General features: G+C 73.9%; 14 protein-coding genes. 4 read left to right on the top strand and 10 right to left on the bottom strand.

What is annotated here, in order from left to right:
• The first annotated feature begins 30 nt into the window (after positions 1-30).
• A complete protein-coding gene (locus ACZ60B_RS04405; RefSeq protein WP_450661262.1) occupies positions 31-681 on the top strand; it encodes a hypothetical protein in 651 nt (216 codons plus the stop codon).
• Between the two features lie 94 nt (positions 682-775).
• Here the strand turns inward: ACZ60B_RS04405 and ACZ60B_RS04400 are convergent, their stop codons facing one another.
• Positions 776-2059 (bottom strand): adenylosuccinate synthase, encoded by a 1284-nt coding sequence (locus ACZ60B_RS04400; RefSeq protein WP_469384051.1) that lies wholly within the window; start codon positions 2057-2059, stop codon positions 776-778.
• A gap of 220 nt (positions 2060-2279) precedes the next feature.
• Between ACZ60B_RS04400 and ACZ60B_RS04395 the strand changes: the two genes are divergently transcribed.
• Positions 2280-3128 carry a diacylglycerol kinase family protein gene (locus ACZ60B_RS04395; RefSeq protein WP_469384049.1) on the top strand — a complete coding sequence of 283 codons (849 nt, stop codon included), beginning with the start codon at positions 2280-2282 and terminating at the stop codon, positions 3126-3128.
• 45 nt (positions 3129-3173) lie between these two features.
• On the opposite strand, the gene ACZ60B_RS04390 is transcribed toward ACZ60B_RS04395, so the two are convergent.
• Positions 3174-3677, bottom strand: coding sequence for a GbsR/MarR family transcriptional regulator (locus tag ACZ60B_RS04390; protein WP_469384047.1), 504 nt, complete (start codon positions 3675-3677; stop codon positions 3174-3176).
• Between the two features lie 74 nt (positions 3678-3751).
• Here ACZ60B_RS04390 and ACZ60B_RS04385 point away from each other — a divergent pair, with 74 nt between their 5' ends.
• Positions 3752-4726 carry an ABC transporter ATP-binding protein gene (locus ACZ60B_RS04385; protein WP_469384046.1) on the top strand — a complete coding sequence of 325 codons (975 nt, stop codon included), beginning with the start codon at positions 3752-3754 and terminating at the stop codon, positions 4724-4726.
• Complete coding sequence (locus ACZ60B_RS04380) at positions 4723-6378, top strand: ABC transporter permease (protein WP_469384045.1); 1656 nt, start codon at positions 4723-4725, stop codon at positions 6376-6378. Before ACZ60B_RS04385 ends, ACZ60B_RS04380 begins: the two co-directional genes overlap by 4 nt.
• 115 nt (positions 6379-6493) lie before the next feature.
• Here the strand turns inward: ACZ60B_RS04380 and ACZ60B_RS04375 are convergent, their stop codons facing one another.
• From ACZ60B_RS04375 to ACZ60B_RS04340, 8 genes are all read right to left on the bottom strand, one after another.
• Positions 6494-7711 (bottom strand): cytochrome P450, encoded by a 1218-nt coding sequence (locus tag ACZ60B_RS04375; protein ID WP_469384043.1) that lies wholly within the window; start codon positions 7709-7711, stop codon positions 6494-6496.
• A gap of 102 nt (positions 7712-7813) precedes the next feature.
• Positions 7814-8479, bottom strand: a complete 666-nt coding sequence (locus ACZ60B_RS04370; protein ID WP_469384042.1) for a response regulator — start codon at positions 8477-8479, stop codon at positions 7814-7816.
• Positions 8476-9852, bottom strand: coding sequence for a sensor histidine kinase (locus ACZ60B_RS04365; protein WP_469384040.1), 1377 nt, complete (start codon positions 9850-9852; stop codon positions 8476-8478). The genes ACZ60B_RS04370 and ACZ60B_RS04365 overlap by 4 nt, the downstream gene beginning before the upstream one ends.
• Positions 9853-9966: 114 nt before the next feature.
• Positions 9967-11133, bottom strand: coding sequence for an acyltransferase family protein (locus tag ACZ60B_RS04360; RefSeq protein ID WP_469384101.1), 1167 nt, complete (start codon positions 11131-11133; stop codon positions 9967-9969).
• Positions 11134-11188: 55 nt separating this feature from the next.
• The gene (locus ACZ60B_RS04355) at positions 11189-12226 is read right to left on the bottom strand and encodes an alpha/beta hydrolase (RefSeq protein WP_469384038.1); all 1038 of its coding nucleotides are present in this window, start codon (positions 12224-12226) and stop codon (positions 11189-11191) included.
• 256 nt (positions 12227-12482) lie between these two features.
• Positions 12483-13385, bottom strand: coding sequence for an alpha/beta hydrolase (locus ACZ60B_RS04350; RefSeq protein ID WP_469384036.1), 903 nt, complete (start codon positions 13383-13385; stop codon positions 12483-12485).
• Positions 13386-13652: 267 nt separating this feature from the next.
• Positions 13653-14873, bottom strand: a complete 1221-nt coding sequence (gene kynU / locus ACZ60B_RS04345) for a kynureninase (RefSeq protein ID WP_469384034.1) — start codon at positions 14871-14873, stop codon at positions 13653-13655.
• Positions 14866-15705 carry a tryptophan 2,3-dioxygenase family protein gene (locus ACZ60B_RS04340; RefSeq protein ID WP_469384033.1) on the bottom strand — a complete coding sequence of 280 codons (840 nt, stop codon included), beginning with the start codon at positions 15703-15705 and terminating at the stop codon, positions 14866-14868. Before ACZ60B_RS04340 ends, kynU begins: the two co-directional genes overlap by 8 nt.
• Positions 15706-15860 lie beyond the last annotated feature (155 nt).

Raw genomic sequence — 15860 nt, 5'->3', positions numbered from 1 at the left:
CCGTGCTACACGTTGAGCGAGGAGCTCTCTTTGGCCTGTGACCTGTGGCTGGTACCGCTCGTCGACGTCTTGTGCCACACGCCCGACAACCCGTTCGCCGAGGAACTCGCGCAGTACAACAAGGTGCTCGCCCAGGCCGGACTGCCGCCGGTGCCGGTGTACCAGTACATGCCGGGGCTGTCCGGCGAGGTCGCACCGGTGGCGGGCTTCGACTACGACGCCCTGCACTTCCTGCGCCGCGCCTACCTCCTCCAGGTGTGCGGCCTGCCGGTGACCCCGGTGGACGACCTGGGCGGCGACTACGAGCAGCTCCTGGAGATGTTCGAGGCGACGGCCCAGCAGTCGCACCTGGTCTGGCACTACGACCACGCGGGCGCCTACGTCCCGGTGGACTTCCCGCGCCCCCTGGCCGACGACGACCTCCTGGCCGGCGGCGGCCCGCTGGGCTCCTCGCAGTCCCTGCTGCGGGAACTGGAGCTGGTCGCCCCGGTGATCGGCATCGACGCGGCCAACCCGCCCCTCACCCCCGAACCCCCGCCCACCCCGACGGAGCTGGAGCAGCCCGCCGCCCCGGCGCCGTACGACCCGAGCCCCTTCGCCCGGGAACGCCACGTCTGGCTGGGCCTGCACGCGGCCGCGACCCGGAGCCTGGCGCAGGGGTCGATGATCGTGTTCAGCTGACGCGGCACCGGCCCGCACACGAGCTGAGGGGCGCCCGGAAGGGCGCCCCTCAGCGGGTTTCAGGAACGGACCGGGCACGGCCGGCCGACCGGTCCTAGAGGAACGAGTTGATCTCGATCGTCTCGGTCCGGCCCGGGCCCACGCCGATCGCGGAGATCGGGGCGCCGGACATCTCCTCCAGCGCCTTCACGTACGCCTGGGCGTTCTTCGGCAGGTCGGAGAACGACTTCGCCTTGGTGATGTCCTCGGACCAGCCGGGGAGCGTCTCGTAGACCGGCTTCGCGTGGTGGAAGTCGCTCTGCGAGTAAGGCAGTTCCTCGACGCGCTTGCCGTCGATCTCGTACGCGACGCAGACCGGGATCTCCTCCCAGCCGGTGAGGACGTCGAGCTTGGTGAGGAAGAAGTCGGTCAGACCGTTCACACGGGTCGCGTAGCGGGCGATGACCGCGTCGAACCAGCCGCAGCGACGGTCGCGGCCGGTGGTGACACCGCGCTCGCCGCCGATCCGGCGCAGCGCCTCGCCGTCCGCGTCGAACAGCTCGGTCGGGAACGGGCCCGCGCCGACCCGGGTCGTGTAGGCCTTGAGGATGCCGATGACCCGGCTGATCTTCGTCGGGCCCACGCCCGCGCCCGTGCAGGCGCCGCCCGCGGTCGGGTTGGACGAGGTGACGAAGGGATAGGTGCCGTGGTCGATGTCCAGCAGCGTGCCCTGGCCGCCCTCGAAGAGGACCACCTTGTCGTTCTCGAGCGCCTGGTTGAGGACGAGGACGGTGTCGGCGACGTACGGCTGGAGCTTGTCCGCGTAGCCCAGCAGCTCCTCGACCACCTGGTCGACGGCGATCGCGCGGCGGTTGTAGAGCTTGGTGAGGACCTGGTTCTTGACGTCCAGAGCCGCCTCGACCTTCTGGGTCAGGATCGACTCGTCGTACAGGTCCTGCACCCGGATGCCCACGCGGTTGATCTTGTCCGCGTAGGTCGGCCCGATGCCGCGACCGGTCGTGCCGATCTTCCGCTTCCCGAGGAAGCGTTCCGTCACCTTGTCGACGGTGACGTTGTAAGGCGTGATGATGTGAGCGTTTCCGCTGATCAGAAGCTTGGACGTGTCGACGCCGCGCTCGTTCAGACCGCTCAGCTCGGAGAGCAGGACCGACGGGTCGACCACGACACCGTTGCCGATGACGGGGATGCACCCCGGGGACAGGATTCCGGAAGGGAGGAGGTGAAGGGCATACTTCTGGTCGCCCACGACCACCGTGTGGCCGGCGTTGTTGCCGCCCTGGTAGCGCACCACATAATCAACGGATCCGCCCAGCAGGTCCGTCGCCTTTCCCTTGCCTTCGTCACCCCACTGAGCACCGAGCAGCACAAGTGCGGGCACGCGCGTACACCCCTTCCGGGCGGGGCATGTCCAAGGTCAGGGGCGTACGCGGCACGCCTGTGTGCCGTGTACAACCGGCGACCTTCGTCGGCCGCCTGCGGCCGTCGTCGGCCGCCAACCCGTCGACCCGGATGCCCCGGATATAGACGAAGCCCCTGGCGCAATAGCGCAAGGGGCTCTTGCACAAAGATGCTACCCGAGGAAGCGAGGCAGGACCGAGGTGGCGACTTCCGACCCGTTGCTGGTGGTCATCGACCCGGTCGCCCGGCAGACGGACGGCGAGGCCGTACGGATCGCGAAAGACGTGCTCAGCGCGGGTGCGGCGACGAAGGTCTGTCTGCCGGACGGACCCGAGGAGTTCGCCCGCGCGCTGACCCGTCGAGGGTCCCGCCGGCCGGTCGTCGTCGGCGACGACGGCGCCCTCGTACGGGCGGTGTCCCTTTTGCACCGGCAGCGGGAGCTGGCCGGATGCGTGCTGTCGATGGTGCCGGTGGGCAGCGCGCTCTCGGTGGCCCGTTCGCTGGGGGTGCCCACCGGGACCGTGGCGGCGGCACGCGCGGTGCTGGACGGCGCCCCGCGCCGGCTGGACCTGCTGGTCGACGACAGCGACGGAGTGGTGCTGGGGGCGCTGCGGATCCCGCCGGTCCCGATGTTCCTGGTCCCCGAGGGGGCCCCGGCCGACCCGGCGCACCCCTGGCTGCGGACCTGCCAGTCCTTCGTACGGACCCTGGTGCCGGCCCGGCCGCACCGGGCCCCGTCCGCGCCCGCCGCGCCCCGGCAGGGGCCGTCCCGGCTGCGGGTGGAGGTCGACGGGGTGACCCTGGTCGACCTGGACCAGCCGGTGGAGGCGGTGTCGGTGGCGCCGGACGGTGCCGGAGTGGCCGCGGTGGAGGTGCGCCCGTCGTCGGTGGGCTCGGAGGCGGCGCCGCTGCTGGCCCGGGGCCGGCTGGTCACCGTGTCCGGGGCGGACTTCCGCTACCGGGCGGACGCGGGCGTCGCGGGACCGGTCCGCAGGCGCACCTGGACGGTGTGGGAGGAGGGGCTGGGGCTGACGCTGCCGGTGGGGTAGGACAGCCGCACGGCCGCACCCCTGCGCCTCCGTCTCCCGATGCCCCTACGCCCCCGGGGTCCCGAAGGTCTGCTCGCGGTGCGCCCGCCACCGCTCCATCATGGCCGCGATCTCGCCGTCGACGAACTCGAAGAAGGCGAGGGTCTCGGCCATCCGGCGTCCGGCCGGGGTCTCCTCCCCGAGGCTCGCGACCCCCTCCCGCAACGCCCCTTCCCACCGCCTGAGGACGGTCTCGCGGTTGGTGAGCGCCTCGTACCACTGGTTGCTGTGCACCCGGTACCGCTCCCGCCGCGAGCCGGGCTCGCGCTCCCGGGACACCATGTGCTGCTGCGCCAGGTAACGCACCGCCCCGGAGACCGCCGCGGGACTGATCCGCAGCTGTTCCCCCAGCTCGGTGGAGGTCAGCGCGCCCTCGTCGGAGGACAGGAGCGCGGCGAAGACGCGGGCGGGCATGCGCTGCATCCCCGCCTCGACGAGCTGCGCCGCGAAGGATTCGACGAACTTCGACACGGCTTCCATGTCCCGTTGGGCCCCGGTTGGTTCCGTCATGCCCACATCCTATTCGACGATTTATACACTTCCTTAACTTCACAAATTTCTGAAAGAAGCGTACGTTCCGAAACATGACGACGGCAAACCCCGCGATCGAGGTCTCCGGCCTCCACAAGTCGTTCGGGAAGACCCACGCCCTCGACGGACTCGACCTCCACGTCGAGACCGGCGAGGTCCACGGATTCCTCGGCCCCAACGGCGCCGGCAAGTCCACCACCATCCGCGTCCTGCTCGGCCTGCTGCGCGCCGACTCGGGCATCGCGCGGATCCTCGGCCGCGACCCCTGGGCGGACGCGGTCGAGGCACACCGCCGGATCGCGTACGTCCCCGGTGACGTGACCCTGTGGCGCAACCTCTCCGGCGGCGAGGTCATCGACCTCTACGGCAGACTGCGCGGCGGCCTCGACCCGCGGCGCCGGACGGAACTGGTCGAGCGGTTCGAGTTCGACCCCACCAAGAAGGGGCGCACGTACTCGAAGGGCAACCGGCAGAAGGTCGCCCTGATCGCCGCCTTCGCCTCGGACGTCGACCTGCTGATCCTGGACGAGCCCACCTCGGGCCTCGACCCCCTGATGGAGGAGGTCTTCCGGCGCTGCGTGGAGGAGGAGCGCGACCGCGGCCGGACGGTGCTGCTCTCCTCGCACCTGCTGAGCGAGGTCGAGCAGCTCTGCGACCGGGTGAGCATCATCCGCAACGGCCGCACCGTCGAGAGCGGCTCGCTCGCCGACCTGCGCCATCTGACCCGCACCAGCGTCAGCGCCGAACTCGCCGGGCCGCCCGACGGACTGGCGGGTCTGCCCGGTGTCCACGACCTCGACATCCAGGGCCGACGCGTCCGGCTCCAGGTCGACACGGACAAACTGAACCCGGTGCTGCGGTCGTTGAGCGAGGCGGGGGTGCGCTCCCTGACCTCGACCCCGCCGACCCTGGAGGAGCTGTTCCTGCGCCACTACCAGGACGAGCCGGGCGAGCAGGGCGAGGCGGACGGGCCCGCCGGGGCGGGCGAGCACAGCGGGGCGAGCGAGCAGAGCGGGGCGACCCGATGACCGGGGTCACCGACACGCCCACGGCCGCGCCCCCGCCCCGGTCCGCGACCCGTCCGGCACGCCCCGGCGGCCATCGCCAACTGGCGGGCACCGGGACCCTGCTGCGCTTCGCGCTGCGCCGCGACCGGGTGCTGATCCCGGTCTGGGTGGCGGTCAACTCGCTGATGGTCCTCTCCATGCCGAACACGCTCAAGAGCCTGTACGGCACCGCGGCCCAGCGCGCCGACCTCATGCACCAGATGGCCGCCAACTCCTCCCTGCGCGCCCTGGTCGGACCGGTCTTCGACGACTCCGTCGGCGCCCTGACCGCCTGGCGCGTGGGCGTCTACGCGGGCGCCCTGGCCGCCGTGACGAGCCTGCTCGTCGTCGTACGGCACACCCGGGACGAGGAGGAGAGCGGCCGCCACGAACTGGTCGCCTCGGGCATGGTGGGCCGACGGGCCCCGCTGACGGCGGCGCTGCTCGCCGCGGCGATCGCCAACGCCGTACTCGCCCTGCTGGTCACGGCCGGGCTGGCCGGGCAGGGGGCGGCGGGGGCGCTGGCCTTCGGGCTCGGCCTGGGGGCCGTCGGGATGGTCTTCGCCACCATGGCGGCGATCGTCGCCCAGCTCACCGAGAGCGCACGGCTGGCCCGCGGTCTGACCGCGGGGGTGCTCGGGGCCGCCTTCGTGCTGCGCGCGGCGGGCGACTCCGCGACGGACGCGGGCGCCGGGGGCGGCTCGTCGGTGCTGACCTGGCTGTCCCCGCTCGGCTGGCTGGAGAACCTGCGCGCCTTCGCCGGTGAGCGGTGGTGGGTGCTGGCCCTGCTCGTGGCGGCGGTCCTGCTCCAGGGGGCGGCGGCCTACCTGCTGGCCGGACGCCGGGACGTCGGCATGAGCTTCCTGCCGACCCGGCCCGGCCCTGCGGCCGGCCGGCTGACCGGCGCGGGCGCGCTGGCCTGGCGGCTGCAACGCGGCAGCGTGCTCGGCTGGAGCATCGGCTTCTTCGTCGCAGGCGTCGTCTACGGCGGCCTGACGGACGGGGCGGCCGACCTGGTCGAGGGGAACGAGAAGGCCCGCGAGATCTTCGAGCGGATGGGCGGCCACAACGCCCTCGCCGACACCTTCCTCGCCTCGATGATCGGCATGCTCGGCCTGGTCGCGGCCCTGTACGTGGTCGCCTCCGTGCTGCGGCTGCACGGCGAGGAGACCTCGGGGCGGGCGGAACCGGTGCTGGCGAACGCCGTGGGCCGACTGCGCTGGGCCGGCGGCCATCTGTCGATCGCCTTCGGCGGATCCGTCCTGATCATGGTCCTCGCGGGACTGGGCTTCACCGTCGGCTACGGCGCGAAGGCCGGCCCGATCCTGGGCGCCTGCCTGGCGCAGCTCCCCGCGGTGTGGGTCGTCGGCGGCCTCGCGGTCCTGCTGTACGGGGTGACGCCGCGCGCGGCGGCGGCCGCCTGGGGCGTGGCCGGCGCGGTGCTGCTGATCGGCTGGGTGGGCCCGGCCCTCGACGCCCCGCAGCTCGTGCTCGACCTCTCGCCCTTCGGCCATCTGCCGAAGCTGCCGGGCGGGGAGATGGCCTGGGGGCCGGTGCTGACCCTGACCGGCCTGGCGGCGGCACTGGTGGGCGGCGGGCTGGTGGGCCTCGGCCGCCGGGACATGACGAGCTGACGACCTGAGGCGGGGCCCGGCGCCCGGGGCCCGCGACTCCGGGCCCCGGCGCTTCCGTGAGCACCCGGGCCCCGGCCCGGCCCCGCGCGGTCGGGCCGGGCCGGGACCCGGCGGGTCAGACCGTGACGCTCAAGCCGTCGAGTCCCCGGATCACGAAGTTCGGCTTCCGCTTCGGCTCCGCCGCCGGGCTCAGCGTCGGGGCCCGCTCCAGCAGCGCCGCCATGGAGGCCGCCAGCTCGATACGGGCCAGCGGGGCGCCGATGCAGTAGTGGATGCCCGCGCTGAAGGAGATGTGCGGGTTGTCCGGGCGGGTCAGGTCCAGCCGGTCCGGGTCGGCGAAGACCGCCGGGTCGTGGTTGGCGGAGCCGAAGAGCATGGCGATCTCCGCACCCCGGGGGATGACCTGCCCGTCGATCTCGATCTCGTCCAGCACCCAGCGCTCGAAGAGCTGGAGCGGGGTGTCGTACCGCATCAGTTCCTCGACGGCGGACGGGATCAGGGCGTGGTCGGCCCGCAGCGCGGCGAGCGCGCCGGGATTGCGGAACAGCGCCCACCAGCCGTTGACCGTGGCGTTCACCGTGGCCTCGTGGCCCGCGTTCAGCAGCAGGACCGCCGTCGAGATCATCTCCTGCTCGGTCAGCCGGTCGCCCTCGTCGTGCGCCGCGATCAGGCCGGAGATCAGGTCCTCGCCGGGGTCCTCGCGCCGGGCCGCGATCAGCTCCCGCAGATAGCCGGAGAACTCGACCGACGCCCGTACCGCCCGCGCCGCCGTGTCCTGCGACGGGCTCAGCTCGTACATCCCGCAGATGTCCGCCGACCAGGGCCGCAACTGGGCCCGGTCCGACTCGGGGATGCCCAGCATCTCCGCGATCACCGCGACCGGCAGCGGCTCGGCGACGTCCGTCAGCAGATCGCCGCCGCCCGCCTCCACCAGGGCGGACACCAGCTCGCCCGCCAGCCCCTCCACGTACGGCTTCAGCCGCTCCACCGTGCGCGGGGTGAACGCCTTCGACACCAGGCGCCGGATCCGGGTGTGGTCCGGCGGCTCCAGGTCGAGCATGCCGTGGTCGTTGAGGGTGTGGAACGGCTCGTGCTCCGGCGCCGGTGCGCCGCGGCCGAACTCCTCGTGGGTGAAACGGTGCTGGTACGTCCGGCCCAGCCGCCGGTCGCGCAGCAGCGCCGAGACGTCCGCGTGGTGCGGGACCAGCCACTGGTCGGTGGGCTCGTAGTGGATCACACGGCCCAGGGCGCGCAGCTCGGCGTAGGCCGGGTAGGGGTCGGCGACGAACGCGGCGTCCCAGGGATCGAAAGCGAGGTCGGAAGCAGCTGCCATGCACGGACGCTAGCCCCATGACCCCCCGTCCGACCAGGGGTGCCTCCTCCGGCCGGGAGCGGCCGCCGGGCCCGGCGGCCGTTCCCGGGTGACCGGCCCGGCTCAGCCCGGGGTGACCAGCCGGGCCTCGTAGGCGAACACCGCCGCCTGGGTGCGGTCCCGCAGGCCCAGTTTCACCAGGATGCGGCTGACATGCGTCTTGACCGTGGACTCGGCGACCACCAGCCGGCCGGCGATCTCCGCGTTCGACAGGCCCTGGGCGATCAGCACCAGCACCTCCGTCTCCCGCTCGGTCAGGTCCCCGTGGGCCGCCTGCGCCGCGGGGGTGAGCCGCGGGCCCCCGGACAGCTTCGAGAACTCGGTGATCAGCCGCCGGGTCACCGAGGGCGCCAGCAGCGCCTCGCCGGAGGCCACCACCCTGACCCCGTCCGCGAGCTGCCGCGCCGACGCGTCCTTCAGCAGAAAGCCGGAGGCTCCCGCCCGCAGCGCCTGGTAGACGTACTCGTCGAGGTCGAACGTCGTCAGCACCAGCACCTTCGCCGTGCCGTCCGACGCGACGATCTCCCGGGTCGCCTCGATGCCGTTCACCTCGGGCATCCGGATGTCCATCAGCACGACGTCCGGGGCCAGTTCCCGCACCCGCTCGACCGCCTCCCGCCCGTTGACGGCCTCGCCGACGACCTCGATGTCCGGCATCGCGTTCAGCAGGACGGAGAAGCCCTCGCGCACCATCATCTGGTCGTCCGCGACCAGTACCCGGATGGTCATGCGTCGCTCTCGATCCCCGCGCCGGCCGTGGTCACCGGCAGGAACACGGTCACCTCGTAGCCGCCCTCGTCCGTCGGGCCGGCCGTCATCTCGCCGTTCAGCATGGCGACGCGCTCGCGCATCCCGGTGACGCCGTGCCCGGCGCCGGGCGAGGGCTTCACCGACGACGGGTCGGGCACCGGCCCGTTGACTATGCGCAGCCCCAGCCCGCCGAGCACGTAGCCGATCTCGACCCGGGCGTCGGACCCCGGCGCGTGCCGCAGGGTGTTGCTCAGCGCCTCCTGGACGATGCGGTACGCCGACAGCTCCACGCCCTGCGGGAGTTCACGGACCGCGCCGGTCACCACCTTCGCCACCTCCGGCCCCGCCTCCCGCACGTTGGCCAGCAGCGCGTCCAGGTCGGCGAGCGTGGGCTGCGGGGCCTCCGGCGCCTCGTAGTCCTCGGCGCGCACGACGCCCAGCACCCGGCGCAGCTCGGTCAGCGCGGCCACCGCGTTCTCCCGGATGACGGCGAAGGCGCGCTCCAGCTCCGGCGGCGGGTTCTCCACCCGGTAGGGCGCGGCCTCCGCCTGGATGGCGACCACCGACATGTGGTGGGCGACCACGTCGTGCAGCTCGCGGGCGATCGTGGTGCGCTCCTCCAGCAGGGTGCGCCGGGACCGCTCGTGCGCGGTCACCGTCTGCTGGGCGCTCACCACCTCCTCGGCGTCCCGGCGGATGTGCCAGACCGTGACCACGAGCAGGATCAGCGCGGAGAGGACCAGCACGGGGGCGGTGTCGCTGCTGCCGAAGGGCCCGACGCCGAAGAGCGCCTCCGCGAAGGCGCCGTAGCCCGCCGTGAACAGCCACATCCAGGCCGCCGTGCGCGGCCGGGTCCGGACGGCCACGACCGTGAGGACCACCAGATGGGAGATGGCGCTGCACTGCGTCCACGGCCGGTCGCCCCACGGCCAGCTCAGCACGCTCACCACCAGGGTCGACGCCAGCGACAGCCAGAAGGCGCCGACCGGCCGGACCAGCGTCAGCGCGACCGGGGCCACGGCGAGGAGGCCGCACAGCAGGCCGGTCACGGTGCTCCCGCCGAACGAGGCCGTGGCGGCCGTCATCGCGAGCAGGCCGCCGAACGCCACCGTCGCGTGCGGGGCCCAGGCCGCGTACTCGCGCGCCCGGCCGGACAGCCGCCGGATCAGCTTGCGGTCGGGGCCCAGCCGGGGCAGCGAGCGGTAGGCGAAGGCGTCGTGGAAGAGGTCCTGCCGCATCCCGCGCACGGCGTCGGCGGCCAACCGGAACTCCGGGCTGCGCGGCTTGATCGCGCTGAAGGTCTCGTCCGCGCCCTCCGGGGGCGTCGGCTGCGTCTGGGTCGTGTCGGTCACGTTCAGAACCGTAGGCGCAGGGGGCGGCGCGGTCGTCACCAGTGAGAGGGGTCCTTGCGGGTCCGTCTCAGGTACTACGGGTGTCGGCGCCACGGGGATCAGGGGCCGCGGCTGTCAGGCTCTGCGGGCAGGGGGCGAGGCCGGTCGCCGGCGGGGCGCGCCGGGTCCGACCCGCGAGGGCGGGCGACGGGTGCCCCGTTCGTGGCGGCGGAACGCGGTCCAGCACAGGGCCAGGGCGAGGGCGAAGGCCGGCAGCCAGGCCAGCCGGGCCGCCACCCAACCCAGGCCGTCGGGCGGGGTGTGCAGGCCGGGCAGCCGCCCCACGGTCAGCGCGGTGGCCGTGGCCGCCATCAGGGCCGTCTGGTGCCAGAGGAAGACGGTCATCGCGGAGAGGTTGACCAGCGCCACCGCCGCCCAGGCCGTCGGCCGCCGCATCGCGTGGCGCAGCCGGTCGCGCAGCAGCAGCGCCAGACCGCACTGGGCCAGACCGAAGGTCACCGCGGCCAGGGTCGGCGGGTCGAGGTTGGAGACCTCGGCGCCCGGCACGCCGACCATCGACGCCGGGTAGCCCGCGAAGGCCACGAGCAGCGCCGTCGCCACCGCTCCGCCGGTGAGCAGCACCCAGCCCGCGCGCGGCCGCTCCAGCTCGCCGCGGGTCCAGGCGGCGCCCAGGGCGAAGGGCACCAGCCAGCCGGCGGCCACGTTCACCCAGCCGAGCCAGGACGGCCCGCCGAGGCCGAAGCGGACCAGGTCCACGTGCAGGACGACGGCCAGCGGCCACAGCGGGTCGAGCCGGGCGACCAGCGGGGTGAGCGCGGTCAGGCAGGCGAAGACCACGAGGAACCACAGCGGGGAGAGCGCCAGTTCGACCAGGGTGCGGACCGTGCCGGTGTCCGCGCCGGCCGGCAGGAGGGCGAGCGTGACCACCGTCCACAGGCCCAGCACGGCGGCCACCGGGCCCAGCAGCCGGGACAGCCGGGCGCGCAGCCACCGCCCGTAGGTCACGCCGTCGGCGCGGGCACGGGCGTGGCTCCTGGTCGCCACGTGCCCGCCGACCAGGAAGAAGACCGCGAGCGTCTGGAAGGCCCAGGAGACGGGGGCCAGCCAGGGCATGTGCTGGAGCGGGCTCGCCGTGTGCAGTGCCCCGCCGTCCGCGACGAGCGCCGTCACCAGCCAGTGGCCGAGGACGACACCGAGGATGGCGAAGGCGCGCAGGGCGTCGACGGCCCGGTCGCGCGACGCGGGGGTCGAGCGGTCGATCCGGTCGGCGCCCCGCCGTATGCCGTCGAGCGCGTCACGCGGGCCGGGCGCTCGCCGTAAGGGCGTGCGGGCGGAGTCAGTCACGGGTCACCTCCGAGGTCTCGCCCAGGACGATCCGGGTCAGGTTGGCGAGGGAGACCGAGCCCGGGGTGAAGTAGGCGCTGTGGCCGCCGGGGCCCGCCGCGAAGAGGCGGGCGCCGAAGACCGGGGACACCGGGTCGGTGCCGAAGCCGACGGTCGTGCCGAACAGGTCGGTGCTGAGGTGCGGGACCTCGGCCACCCAGTCGTCGGCGCCGCGGGCCGCCCACACCCGGGCCCGGGTGCGCAGCCCGCTCACGGATCCGGCGCCGGTGCCGGGGCTGCCGACCAGCACGATGTCGTCGACGTCCAGGCCTGCGGCGGCCCGGCCGCAGACGACCGAGCCGTAGGAGTGGCAGAGCAGGGAGAGGTGCGCCCCGGGGCCGGCGAGCGCGCGCAGCTGCCGTACGAACGCCCGCAGCCGCGGGGCCGCCTGCTCGGCGCGGCCCGTGGTGGTGACCGCGGCGCTGACCGTGCCCGGCGTGCGGTAGCCGAGCCAGGCCACGACCGCGGTCCGGGTGCCCTGCGGGACCTGCCGGGCGAGCTCCGCGCGCAGGACCACGGCGGTCGCGCGGAAGCGTCCGTAGGTGTCGAGGGAGGTGTCGGAGCCCGGGACCAGGACCGCCACCCGGTCCGCCCCTGCCAGGTCGCCGACGACCTCCGTCACCAGGCCGGTGCCGCGCCCGTCGAAGGCGAGGAGGTGCCGGTCGGGTCCGGCCAGGGCACGGTCGGCGGCGGCCCGGCGACGGTCGCCGTGGGCGGCGGCCATGCGGGCCGCCTCGGCGGCGTCGTCCCGGTTGGCGGCGTACACCTCGTCGAGCGAGGCCGCCGTCACCCGGCCGAGGGCGGCGGGGGGCGGGGCGGGGATCTCCGGCCGGGCGGCGGCGGAGAGCGGCACCACCACGGCCGCGGCGACGAGAGCGGCCAGCAGACCGCGCCGCCATCGGCCCGGGTGCCGCCGGGCGGCCGTCCACCCGGCCGTCGCGCCCGGGGCGGGCCCTCCCCCGGTGTCCGCCGTCTCCGTGTCACGGCCCATGGCCGCCCCCTCCCGGTCCGCCCCGTGGTCCGGCCGTCCGGCCTTCGGGCTGGTGTGGAGGGGAAGTTACGGATCCGCGCGCGTCGTCCGCGTCCCGCCGGGGAACGCTTCCGCGGCATGGTTCTCAGGTACTACGGGTACTACGGGACACCGTTCGGAGGTGCGGCCGGGCGCGGGCCGGCACGTCGTCGGACGGTCACGCCACCGCCCCGACGGACCGTCGCGCCCTGGCTCGACGCTTCGTCAAGCCCGCTGTTCACCAGGCCAGTTGGGCGATCTCCTCCGCCACCACCGCGCAGGCGTCCGCCGCCGGGTCGATCAGCGGGAAGTGGCCGACCTCGGCCAGCAGCGTCAGTCCCACCACCTCGCCGGCCTTCGCCGCCGCGTCCGCGAACGCCTCGGCGACCGCCTGCGGGACGTCGAGGTCGTCGCGGCCCTGGACGAGGGTGGTCGCGATGCCGGTGGGGAGCAGCAGCGCCGGATCGGCGTACGGCTGCCGTATGCCGAAGTGCTCCTCGCCGCCCAGGAGTTGTCCCGCCGCGCCCCCGCACACCGCCAGCTTCCCGGAGACCGCGAAGTCGGCGATCGGGGCGAGGGCGACCACCCCGCGCAGCGGGGCGGGGCCGTCGAGCCGCCAGGGGGCGTCGGCCGGCAGGACGTGCCGGGCCGCCGCCCACAGGGCGAGCTGACCGCCCGCCGAGTGACCGACGACGACCGTACGGCGCGGGTCCGCCTGCGGGAGGGCCTCCCGGACGAGCGCGGGGAGGGCGTCCAGCGCGGCGGCCACGTCGTCGAAGGTGTCCGGCCAGCGCCCGGCGACCGGGGCGGTGCCGTCCTGCGCGGGGACCGCGGAACCGCGTCGGTACTCGACGTTGGCCACGGCGAAGCCCCGGCGGGCGAGGAAGTCCGCGAACGGGGTGATGTGCCGCCGGTCGTACGGGGCGCGCCAGGCACCGCCGTGCAGCAGGACGACCAGGGGGGCGGAGGCGTCGCCGGCGGTGTCCGTGCGCGGGAGGTAGAAGTCGATCACCTGGTCGGGGTGGTCGCCGTACGCGGCCGTGCGGTCGGGGTCGACGGCGGGGTGCGAGAAGGCCGACTCCTCTTCCGCGGCGGCACGGGCCGCTGCCGCGGCGTCAGGGGCTGCTGCGTCGTCCGGCATGCTCCAACCTCTCAGCGACGAAACGGACTTGCCGGCCGGGACCGGGCACACCGAGGGGATTCGGCCGTTTGCGGGGACGGTATCAGGCCAGCGACATGGGCGGACACACAGATGTCACCCTCGGTGAGAGCTCGGGCCCGCACTTCGTCCGACCCCGGGGACCGGTCCGGCGCCCCGCCCGGGAAACACCCCGGGCGAGGTGCCGCACAACGGCCCGCTGCCTGTCGCCTGTCGCCTGTCGCCTGTCGCCTGTCGCCTGTCGCGGCACTAGCTCTGCGCGAGCACCTCGTCCAGCACCTCGGCCAGCACGCGTGCCGCCCGCTCCGCGTCCGCGAAGCCGACGTACAGGGGCGTGAAGCCGAACCGCAGGACGTCCGGGTGCCGGAAGTCGCCGACGACCCCGCGCTCGATCAGCCGCTTCATGACCTCACCGGCACCGTCGCAGCGCAGCGCCACCTGGCTGCCCCGCTCCTCGTGCGCCTCCGGGGTCACCGACAGCACGCGCCCCTCGGGCACGTACGCGTCGACGCACTCCAGGAAGAAGTCCGTCAGGGCCAGGGACTTGGCGCGCACCGCCTCGACGGTGACACCGTCCCAGACCTCGAGGGCCGCCTCCAGCGCGAGCATCGACAGGATGTCCGGGGTGCCCACCCGGCCCCGCACCGCACCCGCGGCGGGCTCGTAGGCGCCGCGCATGCCGAAGGGCTCGGCGTGCGAGTTCCAGCCGGGCAGCGGGGAGTCGAAACGGTCCTGGAGGTCGTGGCGCACATAGAGGTACGCCGGTGAACCCGGGCCGCCGTTGAGGTACTTGTAGGTGCAGCCGACCGCGAGGTCCACCCCGTGCTCGTCCAGGCCCACCGGCAGCGCGCCCGCGCTGTGGCACAGGTCCCAGACGGCGAGCGCGCCCGCCGAGTGCGCCGCGGCGGTGAGGCCGGGCAGGTCGTGCAGCCGGCCCGTGCGGTAGTCGACGTGGTTGAGGAGCACCGCGGCGGTACGGCCGGACAGCGCGCCCGGCACCTCGGCCGGGGCCACCGGGCGCAGGGTGCGACCGGTCATCCGGGCCGCCGACTCGGCGATGTAGCCGTCCGAGGGGAAGGTGGTGGCGTCGACGAGGATCTCGTCCCGCCCCTCCCCGGCCATCCGCACCGCCGCCACCAGGGCCTTGAAGACGTTGACGCTGGTGGAGTCGCCGACCACGATCTGCCCCGGTGCCGCGCCCACGAGCGGGGCGATCAGGTCGCCGATCCGCTCGGGCGCGGTCCACCAGCCGCCCTCGGTCCAGGAGCGGATGCGCAGTTCGCCCCACTGGCGGCCGACCACGTCCGCCATCCGGCCGGGGACGGCCACGGACAGCGCGCCCAGCGAGTTGCCGTCCAGGTAGACGGTCTCGTCGAGGACGAACTCCGCGCGCTTGGAGGCCAGTTCGTCGACGGCGTCGAGCTTCCGCGCGCGCGCCGCGTACTCGGTGGTACCGGTCGTCTCAGACATGGGACCTCGCCGTCCACAGCTCGGGGAAAACGTTCTTGCGGGCACGCTTCTCCAGCCAGGCCACCCCGGCCGAGCCGCCGGTGCCGGCCTTGGCTCCCATCGCGCGCCGGGTGGCGACGAGGTGGTCGTTGCGCCAGCGCCACACCAGTTCGGCGACGTCCGTGAGCGCCTCGCCCAGCCGGGCGACCTCGTCGCCGGCGTCACCCGAGTAGACGGCCGTCCAGACCGCCTCGACCTCCGGGGACGGCTCGTAGCGCAGGGTGACGTCCCGCTCCAGGACGGCGGCCGGGACGGCGTGCCCGCGGCGGACGAGGAGGCGCAGCACCTCGTCGTACAGGCTCGGCTCGTGCAGCGCCTTCTCCAGCTCGGCGTGCACGCGCGGCGCGCCGCGGTGCGGGACCAGCATCGACGCGGACTTCTCGCCGAGCAGGAACTCCATCCGCCGGTACATCGCCGACTGGAAACCGGAGCCCTCGCCGAGGGCCGCGCGGTAGGAGTTGAACTGGGCCGGGGTGAGCTGTCCGAGCGGCCTCCAGGAGGCGTTCAGCGCCTCCAGCTCGCGTACGGACCGCTTCAGCGCGTCGATCGCCACCGGCACCCGGTCCTCGCGCAGGGCCCGCGCGGCGGTCTCCCACTCGTGGACGACGACGGTGAACCACAGCTCCATGACCTGGGTCGTGACCAGGAAGACCATCTCTCCGGGATCGTCCGAGAGGGTGTGCTGGAGGTGGGTGAGCACGTCCGCCTTGACGTAGTCCTCGTACGGCGTCGTGCCTGCGAAGTCGAGATGCGGGGTCTCGGGCTCTTGAGCCTGGCGAGCCTCGTGGGACATCGCTGTCTCCTGTTGTGTACTCCGGGTAGCGGTCCGCCCCTGCCATTGTCGACACGGGGGCCCCGGTCCCCAACGGGCATCCTCCGCGATCGTCCCGCGAAAGAGCAAGGCCCGCCTGGTCACAGGCGGGCCCTGCCCCATGAGAGCCGGGAGCC

This window comes from Streptomyces sp. NPDC104096 (assembly GCF_055584385.1).
Note: the sequence above shows the minus strand (reverse complement) of the source record. Positions and strands in the feature narration are given on the sequence as shown.

Excerpts from the sequence above, each read along its gene's own strand:
- ACZ60B_RS04340 (WP_469384033.1), bottom strand. The coding sequence starts at position 15,705 with ATGTCCCACGAGGCTCGCCAGGCTCAAGAGCCCGAGACCCCGCATCTC.
- ACZ60B_RS04380 (WP_469384045.1), top strand. The coding sequence starts at position 4,723 with ATGACCGGGGTCACCGACACGCCCACGGCCGCGCCCCCGCCCCGGTCC.
- ACZ60B_RS04355 (WP_469384038.1), bottom strand. The coding sequence starts at position 12,226 with ATGGGCCGTGACACGGAGACGGCGGACACCGGGGGAGGGCCCGCCCCG.
- ACZ60B_RS04375 (WP_469384043.1), bottom strand. The coding sequence starts at position 7,711 with ATGGCAGCTGCTTCCGACCTCGCTTTCGATCCCTGGGACGCCGCGTTC.
- ACZ60B_RS04385 (WP_469384046.1), top strand. The coding sequence starts at position 3,752 with ATGACGACGGCAAACCCCGCGATCGAGGTCTCCGGCCTCCACAAGTCG.
- kynU (WP_469384034.1), bottom strand. The coding sequence starts at position 14,873 with ATGTCTGAGACGACCGGTACCACCGAGTACGCGGCGCGCGCGCGGAAG.
- ACZ60B_RS04390 (WP_469384047.1), bottom strand. The coding sequence starts at position 3,677 with ATGACGGAACCAACCGGGGCCCAACGGGACATGGAAGCCGTGTCGAAG.
- ACZ60B_RS04350 (WP_469384036.1), bottom strand. The coding sequence starts at position 13,385 with ATGCCGGACGACGCAGCAGCCCCTGACGCCGCGGCAGCGGCCCGTGCC.
- ACZ60B_RS04370 (WP_469384042.1), bottom strand. The coding sequence starts at position 8,479 with ATGACCATCCGGGTACTGGTCGCGGACGACCAGATGATGGTGCGCGAG.